Genomic DNA, 14,463 nt, shown 5'->3' with positions numbered 1-14,463 from the left:
CAAACAGCGATATATTATAAGCAAAAAGTATCCTGATCTGTATTTGGAGAAATATGGTTCAAGATGGCAATATTCAACTAAGTCTTTGAAAAAAATTGATGAACTACATTCGGACATTTATCCTTTTGGAACAGCAAAATTATTACATCTGTTACCCCCAAATTCTGGCGGATTCAAAATATTAGGCCTATGGGGATGGCAATTAGCTGGAATTCTCATACTTATAATTATTTGTGTTGTTCTACATAAAGTATTTACACTTATAATTGAGAAGCTTATTATTCAATTGCTATTGAAAATGGGTTATAGGAAACTGGCAGATGAAGTGGTAATTCCTGTAGCAAAACCAATCAGCTTTTTAATCATTTTTCCATTACTCATTGTTTTTGTGCCTGTTCTACAGCTTCCTATTGGAATGAGTAAATATGTGATATTGGCTCTAAAAGCCATTTGGCCTGTATTTGCCATTGTTTTCTTTTATCGACTGGTAGATATATTCTCTATCTACCTATCTAAAATGGCAGAGAAAACGGAGAGTACCCTTGATGATCAATTAGTGCCGCTATTGCGTAAAGTACTTAAAACCTTTGTTGTAATAGTAGGTGGCTTATTCATACTAGATAATCTAGAGTTTGACATTACTGGATTAATTGCAGGTATTTCAATAGGTGGTTTGGCATTTGCGTTGGCCGCGCAGGATACCATTAAAAATTTCTTCGGCTCGCTTATGATATTCGTAGATCGACCTTTCCAGGTAGGTGACTGGATAACTTCTGGTGATGTTGACGGTACGGTAGAAGAAGTTGGATTCAGATCGACAAGAATACGAACTTTCAGGAACTCAGTGATGTATATTCCTAATGGGGTGATCACTAATCAAATGATTGATAATCATGGGTTAAGGGTGTATCGCAGGTTTATGACCAATATATCACTAACATATGATACACCTCCAGATTTAATTGAAGTGTTTGTAGATGGGTTGAAGGAAATCGTGAAAAACCACCCTAAAACACGTAAAGATTATTACGAAATTCATTTTAATAATATGGGGGCATCTTCACTTGATGTGCTGTTTTACATATTCTTTGAAGTGCCATCCTGGACAGATGAGTTAAGGTCTAGACATGAAGTGCTTTTGGAAGTGGTTAAATTAGCAGAAAAGCTGGGTGTAAACTTTGCGTTTCCTACTCAAACTTTACATGTAGAGACTTTCCCTGAGAAAAAAGGAAATTCTCCGGAGTATACAAAGAATACGCCTGAATTGAAGAAAAAGCTAGAGGAATTTTTAGCTGCTAAGCGCGCTCAATAAGGAACTCTTCAATAGCAGAATACACTTCATTTAATTGTGCTTCTGTAATGATGTATGGGGGTAGAATGTAAATAAGATTTCCCAATGGTCTGAGTAATACATTTCTTGAAATGAAAAATGGGTATAGCTGATTTCTCATTTCACTGAAATAGGATGTATCATTTGCCGATTTAAATTCTAATGCCAGAATTGTTCCCAATACCCTTACGTCCTTCACAATAGGTTGTGATTTGATGGATTTGGCAAATTTCATGTGACATCGATTTATTAATTCGATACTCTTTTTGCAATCCAGCTTTTGTAGTAATTCAAAACTCGCATTAGCAGCAGCACAAGCCATTGGATTAGCAGTGTATGAATGACCATGCAAAAATGCTTTTTTCAAATCTGTAGTTTGAAATGCATCTTCTATTTCCTTTGTGCAGGATGTGACACCTAGGGGCAGAGCACCTCCTGTCAATCCTTTAGAAAGACAAAATATGTCTGGTGTATTAGCCAAATAGTCTGAGGCAAATAGCTTTCCTGTTCTTCCAAAACCAGTCATCACTTCATCGGCAATACATAAAACACCATGGTTATGCGCAAGAGATATCAATTCAGCTAAAAAAGTGGCATCGTACATTCTCATTCCGGCAGCTCCTTGAACTAATGGTTCAAAAATAAAGGCACCTATATTTTCTGACTTTAATAAATCAAGGAACTGATTTTTTATTTTATCGAGATTTGATGGGGTGGGGAATTCAATAAATTCAACGTCAAAAAGATGATTGAAAAAAGGCCTTGTGAAATCTCCACGCTCACCTACTGACATGGAGCCAAACGTATCTCCGTGGTACGCTCCATCAATGGCTATGAACTTACTTTTCTGTTCACCTTTATTATACCAATACTGGATAACCATTTTGAGTGCAACTTCTACTGAAGTGCTTCCATTATCCGAATAGAATATTTTATGCTGATTAGACGGTAATATTGAAAGTAGGTTTTCTGCTAATGTAATGGCTGGTTGATGTGTGAAGCCTGCAAAAATGATATGCTCTAATTCAGAAGCTTGTTGTGCAATTGCCTTTGTAATTTCTGGGTGGGAATGGCCATGCACATTTACCCACCATGATGATATAGCATCAATGATTTTGCGGTCATCTTCGGTAATTAAATACACTCCCTCGGCTCTTTTAATCATTATCGGATCATCAACACCTTTTAAAGGGGTAAATGGGTGCCAAACAGATTTCTTATCTCTACCAACCCAACTCATTCCAACGTTTTTTTAATTTTAAACTTAGCGATTTCACTGCATCTGCGTCAATTGTAGCTAATTGACCCACTTTGTATATACATGGGCAATCGGCATGGTGCATAATTATTTCTTCTGTAGAAGGGTTTGGTGCTCCATTGAAGATTATTCCTTTCAGTTTTATATCAGCATTTTTGAGATATTTGAGTGATAATAGCGTGTGATTAATACTGCCCAAATAATTATTAGAGACAAGAATGACTTCCGAATTTAATGGTTTTGCCAAGTCGATTACAAAATCATTTTTGTTTATTGGAACTAAGCAACCACCGGCTCCTTCAATAATTAAATTTTGTTCATCGGGCAAACTAAAATCCTCAATCGAGATTTTAACATCATCTACTTCTGCAGCATAATGAGGTGAAGCTGGAGTATTTAATATATATCTTTCAGGTACCGTTTCTACTTTGCCACCTGTTAATTGCTTTATTACTGACGTATCAGTTGGTGTGCCGGCTTGAATAGGTTTCCAGTACTTTGCTTCCAATGCCAAACTTAATGCAGCTGAAATGACGGTTTTTCCGCTATCGGTTCCTATTGCAGTTACGAAATAGTTCATAAGCCTGCTAAGGTAGTCACCAGATTTTTAATTTCATCTTCTGTATTGAATGAATGCAGACAAATTCGAAGCCTTTCTTGTCCTTCTTTAACTGTAGGTGAAAGTATGGGGCGAATATCAAATCCAGATGATTGAAGGCTTGACGCTAAACTCTTAACATGATCATTCCCACTAATTAATATGGTTTGAATAGGGTGATCGCTGTTTATCCTTGCATATTTATTTTTTAGATGTTGATTATAAAGGCTGATATAGAGCTTAATGTTATTGTGTAATTGAGTTCGTTCCTTACCCACATTTGATAGATGACTAAAGGCTTCCTTAATAACAATGTAAGAATGATCTGGCAGAGCTGTTGTGTAGATAAATGGTCTGGCAAAATTTACCAAATAACTAATCAATTCTTGAGAGCCGGCTACCGCAGCGCCATGGCAACCCATCCCTTTACCAAAGGTATATATTCTACAGAAGACCTTATTTTCCAGACCTAATTCTTCAGACAATCCACCCCCCAATAATCCATAAACCCCAGTAGTATGTGCTTCATCCAATATAAGCCTTGCGTTATTCGATTTACATAATTGAATGAGCTCTTCAAGTGGCGCAAAGTCACCATCCATTGAGTATGCAGATTCAACTATGATGTATTTATCTCCTTCAGTGGTTGCTAACCTTTTATTAAGATCGGATAGATCGTTATGTCTAAAAGATTTTTTGTTAGCTAGGCTTAACCTCATGCCGTCTTTGATGCTTGCATGCACCAGCTCATCATAGAAAATAGTATCTCCTTTTTGAGGAATGCATGAAAGAACCGCCAGGTTGGCTGAATAACCGGAATTTAAAATCAGACAACTTTCCGATGAAAATTGGTTGGTCAAAAAAGATTCTGTTTCTTCTGCAATTAAGCTGTTACCAGATAATAGCCTAGAGCCAGTTGACCCCAGATTTAAATCTTTAGTCAGCTTATCAACTTTTGCTTTTAATGTGTCATTTCTGGAAAGACCTAAATAATCATTAGACGAAAAGTCTATTAAGCCATTGGTTGACTTTAAGCTTCTTAGGCTATTATTCGCTTTTCTTTTATTTAATTGATCAGTAAGCCTTTTAGGAAGGGTCATTTCTAAAATGTTTCTATTTTAGCGGCTAAAATACTGATTATCCAATCCTTGATGAAAATACCAGCCTTTCTATTTTTTCTTCTACCAATTAGTTGCTTTGCTCAAGAGGTTTTTAATAGTCATCGAATGGATAGAGAGTTGACTGTGCGGTATGACAATGATGTGGTATTTGTTATCGATCAGTATTATACATCAGGAGCTGATATTTCTTATGCTCGGGTGGTGAGTGAGGAAAAGCTTTTAGGACGACTTTTTAAGACATCTTATGAACAATCTAAAGTACTAATGAGGATTGATTACGGGCATAAGATTTTTACTCCTCAGAAAATACGAGAGCCGGATGTGGCTAGAAGGGATCGGCCATTTGCCGGGTGGCATTATACTGGATTATGGATTGATAATTATCCTTCAAAAAATGCTTCAAACCAATATGGTGTTAGATTAGGTATGGTGGGACCAAGTTCAGGTATTGGAAATTTTCAACTTTGGTGGCATGATGTAGCCAGTATTACAGCACCTAAAGGTTGGGAGTATGAAATCCAGGATGAGTTTGTGGTTAACCTTAATTACTTAAGAACTCAAAGAATACCAATTGCTAAATCTTTTGATTTGGTTAGTGAAACGCAATTGACAGCAGGTAACGGTAACACAAGAGCCTATCAACAGTTGACAATGCGCTTGGGTGAGTTAAATCCACTTGACAACTCAGGTTATAATCGTAGCAGATTATCTAAGAGCATTCCTGAAATAGGAACAATAGACCAATTTTTGGAAGAAGGCTTTTTCTTTTATGGATTAAGAGCGGAGTACGTCAATCACAATATTTTTATTGAAGGGAGTAGAATTGGCAGTTCTAGCCCTCATGAAGAAAGGGCAGAAGATTTTATGATCACCCATGTTTGGGGTGGAGTGTATTCTAGCCATTATACAACTTTTAGGGTTTTATTCTATCGAATGAGCCCGGAAGTAGTTGGCGGAAAAGTGCACCGTTTTATTAGTTTAGAACTTGGCTTTAGGTTTTAGATCATTTTTTTGATCTCATTTTTTCGAGCTGATCCCACATATCTTGTGGTACAGCTTCAAGCCCGTTAAACTCACCAGCACCGTTTATCCATTCACCTCCATCAATGGTTACAACCTCACCATTTACGTAAGAAGAATAATCAGACATTAAGTAAGCGGCCAGATTCGCTAGTTCCTGATGTTCACCGAACCTTTTTAGCGGTATTCTTTTCAGCGGATCGATTTGCTCGGCCACTTCACCTGGAAACAATCTTTTCCATGCACCTTCTGTTGGAAACGGGCCGGGGGCAATAGCGTTACTTCTAATATTATACTTTGCCCATTCAGCCGCTAACGACCTTGTTAGCGCCAACACACCTGCTTTAGCGCATGCAGATGGTACCACATAGCCGGAGCCTGTCCATGCATAGGTAGTTACAATATTTAAAAATGTGCCAGCCTGTTTTTTGTCAATCCAGTTTTTACCATTGGCAAGTGTAAAGTTATACGTTCCTCGCAGCACAATGTCAACTACAATATCAAATGCTCTATGCGAAAGTCTTTCTGTGGGGCTGATGAAATTTCCAGCGGCATTGTTTAACACTCCATGAATTTGTCCGAATCTTGATTCAGATTCTTTGATCACATTTAGCACTTCATCATACTTTCTGATATCACAGGCTACAGGTAGCACCTTTCCACCGGTCTCTTTTTCTAATTCTTCAGCGGATTTTTCAAGTACTTCTAACTTTCTACTGGTTATAACCAGATTGGCACCCAGTTCTAAAAAGTACTTCCCCATTGATTTACCTAATCCTGTACCACCACCTGTTACAATAATGGTTTTTCCTTTGAGAGAATCTTCTTTGAGCATGCCAGTCATAATAGTATCTTTTAACTTTAAATATATTTAATCATTAGTCGAGTAAACAGAACAAACTACTTTTTATTTCGTTTGCCGATTTCGGATATTAGTAATTAAATATAAAATGCATGAGAAAGTTAATTGTTTTCATTTGTTTGTTTGTGTTGATAGTATCGTGTGTTACTCAAAAGAAGTATGACGAGTTGTTGGCAAGTAAAATCAATCTCGAAACAGATTTAGCCAATAGCAGAGATAGCTTGGCAACAGCATTGGCAACTATTGACAGGCTAAATGATGAGATAGCTGCTCTAAAGAAAGATACCATTCAACTTAGGAATAAAATCAGGAATTTAACTGGTGATTTGAGCAGTTTAAGCCAGGATCATGCACAGCTTCAGCAATTGTATGATAACCTTTTAGGTAATAGCGGAAAAATGACTCGTGATTTAGCGGAACAGCAGGAAAGACTACTTGCTACCAAAGAAGAACTTGAGAGAGCAAGACAACAAAATGAACAGCTTAGCGCTGATTTGGCTGTGCGGGAACAAAAGGTGAAAGAATTAGAACAAATTCTTGAGAATAAAGATAAGGCTGTGCAAGCGCTTAAAAAGAGAATTAATGAGGCATTATTGAATTTTAAAGAAAGTGATTTAACAGTTTCAGTAAAGAACGGCAAAGTGTATGTCTCACTGGCGGAGCAGTTGTTATTTAAATCAGGAAGTACAAGTGTTGACCCTAAAGGTGTTAGTGCCTTGCAACAATTAGCCAAGGCTATTAAAGATCAGGAAGATTTGAATATAATGGTAGAAGGCCATACTGATGATGTGCCTATCTCCAGAACGTCACAATATATGAATGATAACTGGGATCTGTCTGTGTTAAGAGCTACATCAATCATTAGGATTCTAACTAAGGCGGGAGTGTCTTCAGATCAGGTAATGGCTGCTGGTAGAGGTGAGTTTATGCCAGTTGATTCTAATGATACCAAAGAAGGAAGGCAGAAGAACAGAAGAACGGAAATAATTATCACGCCCAATTTGGATGAGCTGTTTCAGATTTTAGAAACCAATTAAAAAAAAGATCGCTGTTTCAAAAGTTCTTGATTAAAAAAAGAAGACCAAATATAATTTGGTTTAAAAAAGTTTAGGTGTGTAAGTCCTTTCAAGAGACTTTTTATGATCTAAAATGGTCAAAATAACCATAGAGTTCACAGAGACTCGCAGAGTTGAATAATCGAAACAAAATAATATTTAGGCAAAAAAAGAGGCTGACCCTTTCGAGACAGCCTCTTTTTAGTTCTTCCCCACTTATTTTCCTCTGCTTCTTCCTGAACTTGTAGATCTGCTCGGTGCACTTTTTCTATCATTATTTTCATAAGAAGTTCTGCTTACTCTACTGTGATCTTTCACGTCTGTTTGATATCTATCTCTTCTAGTATAAGTTACATCAGTAGACCTTCTTGAGTCGTGATGATCACTTCTACCATTTTTATAATGACCGTGCTTATGTCCTTTTCCCGGGCTATTGTCATGCACATGCTGCGGTCTTCTGTTATTTACATACACTACATGGTTATGTCCGTTATGAAAATGGCTATTGCAGTGGTTATAATAAGTTGTGTAATAGTTTGAATGGAATCCGCAAACCGAACCACACACATGGTTTACCAGCGGATAGTTATATCTCACTACCCTTCTGTTTATCCAGCCATCATTTCTTACCGAAACTTCAACGAATACATCACCTCTTTGAAGGATAATCTCAAAATATCTAACGCCAAAATTGGAAACTCTAGAGGCATGAACGATATCATAACCATAATAATTATTATACACTACGTTATGAACTCTGTTGGGTAAATTCCAACCCAACTCTACTCCGAAAGAAGTAACAAAGTACTGAGCGTTTACTATTGAAGATAAACCTACAGCTAATGCGAGAGTAAATACTAACTTTTTCATGGCTCTTCTTTTTTTGATTCATTGATATGAGTGCAACGATAGTGCCAGAAAATATATTTAACTCATAAGTTATTGTTATTCAGTTAGTTAATTGAAGATTTAATAACCTTATACACATTAGATTCGGCATTATCTGAAATCCTAATCAGGTAAATTCCATTAGGGTGACTGGATAAATCAACAGTCATTTCCGAATCATTTATAATCTGAGATGCTTTAATTTGTCTTCCTTTAGAATCGTAAATTATAATACCTAAGTCACTTGAATTCTTATCGATTCTAATATTAATACTATGTTCAAACGGATTGGGACTTATGATTATTCCATTGAACAAATGAAGATCTGTGGATAGAACAAGAGTAGAGGCAGAAGCTTCATTACTATACCCAGATTCGCCACCTAAATTAGAAGCTCGCACCCTATAAAAATACTCAGTGAGCTCATCTAAATTATTATCCTCGTAGGATATTGAATTAGCCTCAACAGATGCTATTTCAACGAAATTACTATTGTCGCCAACGCTTCTTTCAATTGAATAATTTTGCTCATTATCCGCCAAATCTTCCCAACTAATATTAATTTGATTGAGGTCAATCGCTTCTGCGATTAGATTCATTGGTCTTTCTGGAATTGTGATGAATAAAAACTCTTCTTGATTTGAAGGCTGTGAAACACAATTATCACTAAATGCCCTAACCCTGTAAAAATAGGTATCTTCTTCAGTTAGTGAATTATCGATATATGCAGTAGCGTTTTCGATAGTTTGGTCAATTGTTTCAAAGAATAAGTCATTACTCATAGATCTTTCTATATGAAATCCCGTCTCGTTATTTGAATTATCTGTCCATGTTAGTTGAACCTCAGAGTTCTCTTCATTGGAAGCAATAAGGTTTGACGGTGCATTAAGTATGCTAAGATTGTTTGCTACGCAAATGTTTAAAGACCATTCTTCAAGGGCTCCACCATCAAGATTAAACCCATCTTCAACAGTTAAAATCCAATAGCCACTTATTTCCTCACCATAGAAGTTTTCAAAACTTTCTAATGGAATATATGTGTTTTGATCTGTTGGTGGACAATTTATAGTTGAGGAACTCGCGAATTCATCAAAATTAATATCAAAATTACTTAAATCACCGCAAATACCACTAAAAAGCACTACGGTTGTTCCTGAAGGTGATGTTAGTGAAACTGTTAAGTCTGAGACGTATGTATGTGTGCCTGATAAACCTATAACCCTAATTTCTTCTAATCTTCCACAGGAAGCTACTTCTATTGTGGAAGTAATTGTATTGGGTCCATCAGGGCTTATATCTATCGGAGTATCTGTGCTAGCTGTTGTAACGCAGTCAATTTCTAGTGTTAAGAATGAACCAGCAACGAAATCTGCTGATTGGCAAGTGTTCGTGCCATTAACTCTCCAAAAATATGTAGTATTTGCTTCAAGTTTATCCGCCACAAAATTTGCAGATGTCAATCCAGATTTACTCTGTACAATATCATTAAAATCAATATCAGTGGCTATATCAATTTGATAGGTATTAAACCCTGGTAATGGCTCCCAACTTAGAGTGGGGAAAAGTTCGACATCAGTTTCATTGTTTGATGGTGATGTCAATACAATTTCCTCAACCTCTTCATCATATATAGTAAATGTCAATTCTGTTTCTTTTGAACCGGATGTGGAATTAGTAACCAGTGTGATATTGTATTCACCATCCGCACCTAAATTGGTGTCTTCTATAAATAATGTTACATCGTTACCTGGTGTAACTGGATTTGAAGAAAATTGAGAGGTAAGTCCATCTGTAAGACCATTAACAGAAAGAGTTACATCATCATTGTAGCTAAGAATACTTCCTATATTAATTACAAATTGGCCGTCATCTGGTGAGCAAAACTCGGTAGAAGAAGTGATTACATTAATATTATAATCAGGATCAGATGGTGCTACAATGCTAAAATCTGAGTCATTAATATCAAAAAACACGTTGTCAACAGCTTCAATCATAATTCTGGCATTGACAGTAGTTACATCAGGAATAACAATTAATTCAGTACCATCATTGGGTATATTTGACTTAATAGTATGTGGGTATGTCAGCCCTCCATCTACTGATAATAGTACGTTAACATTTTGACAGTTAATGGGTTGCTGATCAGTTCCTGCAACGTCCCATGTTAATACTGCATTAGATAAGGCAATAACTTCGGTTGAAGAATTAAAAGAGGTTACAACAAACGGACCTGCACCAGCGGATACATCAAAACTTAGCTCGTCATAATTTACACCACCTCCACCATCTTTATTGTCTCTGGCAGTTAACCTAAACGTTAATGAGCGATCATTGTCAGGCAGTATCTCTCCAATTGTTTGAGTATTATTTATAATATCACTTAGTTGAGGGAAATATCTGGTAGGTTCGGTTGTTGGATTGAAAGATCTAAATAATGGAGCATTTCCACTTGGTGAGTCGGGTGCTCCTGCAGGCCCTAAATCATATTGCTCCCAACCAAATGTAAGTTCATCTCCATCAGGGTCAACACCAGAACCGGTAAGTTTGAAAGGTGTATTGGCAGGAATTGCAAAACCGCTCTCACCCGCATCAACTGTTGGTGGGTTATTTCCTGTTGAGGTAATTGTTGGACAATTATTTCCTGAACCATCAACACTATAAGCCAAAATTTCATCATAACTAGCTGTGTGGAAATAAGGATCGCTGTTGCTCTGAATATTTTGCGTGGAGCATATACCTGCATAGGCTAAAATAGTAGTGCCACTGCCCGGTTCATAAGCGGTTCCAGCATTTCTGTTGCCTCCTGTACATGATCCGGAAGTTCCATTAAACGTGTGGTTTGCACTAAATTGATGACCAATTTCATGTGCTACATAATCTACGTCATAAGGGTCTCCAATGGGTGTATTGGTTCCTGTTACTCCGGTAGCATTTGATCCGTTAATGCATGGACCTGGACCGGCTAACCCGCCTGCTCCTGTAGAGAAACCATGGCCAACATCATAATTACCGACACCAATAATATCATCAATATTATCTTGCACTTCATTTATGTAAGCACTGGCATCACCATTAGTGTAAGGATCAGTATTGGCATCTGTATAAATTAATAAATCTGTGTCACCAATAAGCTCAAAGGCAATTCCCACTTCTCTTTCGTAAATTCCACCAACACGGTTCATGGTTGTTACAATGGCTGATAAAGCATCAGGCACTGTGCCACCGTGAAAGGCAGTGTATTCTCCGGTACAGGTAATGGCAATACTATATGTTCTTAACTCTGTCCCAGAAGATCTTTCGGATAATCGATTATTAGAAGTGGGTTTCAAATCTACTTTTGAATCGCCAGGCAATACATCATCATTGAGAAACAGCTGCTCATCTGGAATAAAGTCCTTTTTAAAATAAACTTGATATTCATCTTTGGTTTTTAAGTTTAAAGGATCGATAAACACAGTGCCTTGAGGCGACCTGAACATTCCATGAAAACCTTTGGGAGTAAGATCAAATCGTCCTGAATACTTACCGTCTGTGGAGGTTCCAACATAAGCTTTAATTTCAGGGTATTTCAATTTCAACTCCTGAGACATTGTATTGGACTCTTTTAAGACCACTTCGATCAAATCTCCATCAGGTAAAGGAATTGTTATTGTATTGCTTTTAGAAGGAGCAATATTGCTTTTTAGACCTGCTACATCAAGTCTATAAAGTTTGGAAGTACGAGTAGCGATGCTTATTTCTTTCCTTTCATTCGTATTGGATTTTACTTCCGACCAAAAATTCTGACCCATCAAAAGGTGTGAGGCAAGCGATAAAGTGACTGTGAAAAAGAAGTTTATTTTCTTCATTATTATTTGATTACTTGATCAATGAATGGGTTATTTGAATTTTTTAGGGCGTACAATTTATCATAACAAATGTATGCTGAGCCTTTTTTCTCTACCGGGTTAATGAAATACGTTGAGTTCTGATCAACTATCATTACATAAAAGCCTGAAGGATTAATATCTATGCGCCCTGAAATGATATTATCAGCCTTAACAATCTTATATGATTTTATTTCGGGATATTTTGCCGCAAGCTCAGGGCTCATAGTACCGGAATCAGCCAGTTTATAACTCATCAATTCACCATCAAGTGTAGGGATCAAAACGGTTTGATTTTTATTGATTTGGCTTTTCAATTTGTTAAAATCTAAACGATAGCCAGTAAACTCATTTGGTAATGATTCGCTTTTTTTGATGTCAATTTGCTGCCAGTATGATTCAGACTGGGTTGTGTTTTGATTGGTAGTTGGCTTGCAACAACAAGCCAACGATCCAACCAATACTACTAATATGATGTACTTCATTATTACTCTTGAATGACTACAGCATCTAAGTTTTTAGATTTAACCAATTCATTAAATGCCGGTATGTCTTTAGTGAAAATAGCCTCTAATCTACTTAATTCTTTATCTATTAGCGCTGTAACCTCCTTTTTAAATTCAACTGCCTGATCGGTAGGCTTAAAATCCCCCATGCCCATGAGCGAATTTAAGTGCCCAAGCTTATTATTAAGTTTAATTGGAAAATTTAATGGATCTTGATTACTTCTGTTTTTAGTTTGATATAATTCTTCTTCAATGGCTGTTAATGCTTTTTTCACTTTATCGGCATTTTCATGCAGTTCCGAGTATTCTTCTTTGTCGTATTTTGAAGTAACATCTGTAATTTGAGCTTTTGCCTTTCTAATTTTTTCAATTGCCTTATTAGTTTCTGATAGCTTAGCGATTACCTCATTTTGAAAATCAAATTGTGCTTGTAAATCAGCTATGGAAGAAGTTATTCTTGGGTCTTTTAAAACTTTGAATTCCACTTTTTGACTGTAGTCCTCGTGAACTAATTCTGCCATATAATCTCCAGGTACAGCTGTAGGGCCTTGTAAAGATGCCCACCATAGTATCATACCATCAAAACCATCAGCGCCATTATATGTTAAGTCCCAGCTATGAATATTCATTCCAGGCTTAATTTCTAATTTTCCTTCTTTGTTTTTGGTATTAGGTTGCGTGCTGAATGTGCGAATTAACTTTTGTTGATTATCATAAATATTGACTTTCAAGGTGTCTAACCCCGCAGTATCTTTTACATAAAAGTGAAGTAATACACCACCCGGGTGATTATCACCTTCATACTTTTTGTCAGCATAGTTTCCACCTTCCATCCGGTAACTATCCAAGGGCTTGAAAAGGTGTAATTCTTTGTTTTTGATAGTTTCATTTAGCTGATGTAACGGAGTTAAATCATCAATAAGCCAAAAGCTTCTACCTTGTGTGGCTGCAATTAGGTTATCATTTTTAATGGCAAGGTCGGTGATGGGTACAATTGGAAGATTCAATTGAAATGTTGACCAGGAAGCGCCATTGTCAAACGAGATATACATACCGTTTTCTGTTCCTGCATAAAGCAGCCCTTTACGTTTAGGATCAGCCCGCACCACTCTTGTAAAATGCTCACTCGCAATACCTGAGGTTATTTTTTGCCATGTTTTGCCATAATCCTTGGTATGATACACGTATGGTTGATAATCTCCTAGTTTATAACGAGTGCCTGCTACATACACCCCACCATCATTAAACGGATCGATATCGATACTATTTATCATTGTCCATTGAGGCATATTTGATGGGGTAACATTTTCCCAATTTTTACCACCATCTTTTGTAACATGTATTAAGCCATCATCGGAGCCGGTCCAGATAAGGCCTTCTTGTTGTGGAGATTCTGCAGCTGCAAAAATGGTACAGTAATATTCTACACTTGTGTTATCTTGTGTGATTGGCCCACCTGAAGAACCCAGCTTGGTAGAATCGTTTGTTGTAAGATCAGGACTGATGGTTTCCCAGGACTGCCCACCATTGGTTGTTACATGCAATTGATTGGAAGCTGCATATAATTTATCCGGATTGTGTGGTGAAAAGAAAATAGGGAAGTTCCATTGAAACCTGTATTTAAAGTCTTCAGCCCCATGGCCCATTGGGTTATCCGGCCACACATTAATACCTCGTATTTCTTCCGTTTTATGATTTACCCTTGACAAATAGCCACCATAGCTACCACCATATACAATGTCATTATTATCCGGCTTTACAGCTATATGAGCACTTTCACCACCGGCAGTGGGCTCCCAGTCTCTCTCATCAATGGCGCCATCTGATGCGCGGTGACTGATGCGAATAGTTGAGTTATCTTGCTGCGCTCCATAGATTCTATAAGGGAAATGATTATCAGTTGTTACCCGATAAAACTGTGCCGTAGGCTGATTTAAATAGGTTGTCCAGTTTTCACCG

11 protein-coding genes are annotated in these 14,463 nt (G+C 37.1%); 3 read left to right on the top strand and 8 right to left on the bottom strand.

Features of this window, described 5'->3' with window-relative positions; all coding sequences use genetic code 11:
* On the top strand, positions 1-1,312 hold a 1,312-nt coding region (locus RLO81_RS03775), incomplete at its 5' end, for a mechanosensitive ion channel family protein (RefSeq protein ID WP_350107452.1).
* On the opposite strand, the gene bioA is transcribed toward RLO81_RS03775, so the two are convergent.
* Genes bioA through RLO81_RS03760 form a run of 3 tightly spaced genes read right to left on the bottom strand, consistent with a single transcriptional unit; the run spans position 1,296 to position 4,286 of the window.
* Positions 1,296-2,570 carry an adenosylmethionine--8-amino-7-oxononanoate transaminase gene (gene bioA, locus RLO81_RS03770; protein WP_350107449.1) on the bottom strand — a complete coding sequence of 425 codons (1,275 nt, stop codon included), beginning with the start codon at positions 2,568-2,570 and terminating at the stop codon, positions 1,296-1,298. The genes RLO81_RS03775 and bioA overlap by 17 nt on opposite strands.
* Positions 2,554-3,168, bottom strand: coding sequence for a dethiobiotin synthase (gene bioD / locus RLO81_RS03765; RefSeq protein ID WP_350107446.1), 615 nt, complete (start codon positions 3,166-3,168; stop codon positions 2,554-2,556). Before bioD ends, bioA begins: the two co-directional genes overlap by 17 nt.
* Complete coding sequence (locus tag RLO81_RS03760; RefSeq protein ID WP_350107443.1) at positions 3,165-4,286, bottom strand: aminotransferase class I/II-fold pyridoxal phosphate-dependent enzyme; 1,122 nt, start codon at positions 4,284-4,286, stop codon at positions 3,165-3,167. Before RLO81_RS03760 ends, bioD begins: the two co-directional genes overlap by 4 nt.
* Positions 4,287-4,337: 51 nt before the next feature.
* Here RLO81_RS03760 and RLO81_RS03755 point away from each other — a divergent pair, with 51 nt between their 5' ends.
* A complete protein-coding gene (locus RLO81_RS03755) occupies positions 4,338-5,309 on the top strand; it encodes a lipid A-modifier LpxR family protein (protein ID WP_350107440.1) in 972 nt (323 codons plus the stop codon).
* Between the two features lies 1 nt (position 5,310).
* Here RLO81_RS03755 and RLO81_RS03750 read toward each other — a convergent pair whose 3' ends face one another.
* The gene (locus RLO81_RS03750) at positions 5,311-6,171 is read right to left on the bottom strand and encodes an SDR family oxidoreductase (RefSeq protein ID WP_350107437.1); all 861 of its coding nucleotides are present in this window, start codon (positions 6,169-6,171) and stop codon (positions 5,311-5,313) included.
* Between the two features lie 110 nt (positions 6,172-6,281).
* Between RLO81_RS03750 and RLO81_RS03745 the strand changes: the two genes are divergently transcribed.
* The gene (locus RLO81_RS03745; protein ID WP_350107434.1) at positions 6,282-7,226 is read left to right on the top strand and encodes an OmpA/MotB family protein; all 945 of its coding nucleotides are present in this window, start codon (positions 6,282-6,284) and stop codon (positions 7,224-7,226) included.
* 234 nt (positions 7,227-7,460) lie between these two features.
* On the opposite strand, the gene RLO81_RS03740 is transcribed toward RLO81_RS03745, so the two are convergent.
* From RLO81_RS03740 to RLO81_RS03725, 4 genes are all read right to left on the bottom strand, one after another.
* Positions 7,461-8,114 carry a hypothetical protein gene (locus RLO81_RS03740; RefSeq protein WP_350107431.1) on the bottom strand — a complete coding sequence of 218 codons (654 nt, stop codon included), beginning with the start codon at positions 8,112-8,114 and terminating at the stop codon, positions 7,461-7,463.
* An 83-nt stretch (positions 8,115-8,197) separates the two neighbouring features.
* Positions 8,198-11,980: a reprolysin-like metallopeptidase gene (locus RLO81_RS03735; RefSeq protein WP_350107428.1), complete on the bottom strand. Its 3,783-nt coding sequence runs from the start codon at positions 11,978-11,980 to the stop codon at positions 8,198-8,200.
* 2 nt (positions 11,981-11,982) lie between these two features.
* Positions 11,983-12,483, bottom strand: a complete 501-nt coding sequence (locus tag RLO81_RS03730) for a hypothetical protein (RefSeq protein WP_350107425.1) — start codon at positions 12,481-12,483, stop codon at positions 11,983-11,985.
* A gap of 2 nt (positions 12,484-12,485) precedes the next feature.
* A partial coding sequence (locus tag RLO81_RS03725; RefSeq protein WP_502880427.1) for a WD40/YVTN/BNR-like repeat-containing protein occupies positions 12,486-14,463 on the bottom strand: 1,978 nt, incomplete at its 5' end.

It is taken from the genome of Fulvivirga sp. (assembly GCF_040220315.1).
Classification (GTDB): domain Bacteria; phylum Bacteroidota; class Bacteroidia; order Cytophagales; family Cyclobacteriaceae; genus Fulvivirga.
Note: the sequence above shows the minus strand (reverse complement) of the source record. Positions and strands in the feature narration are given on the sequence as shown.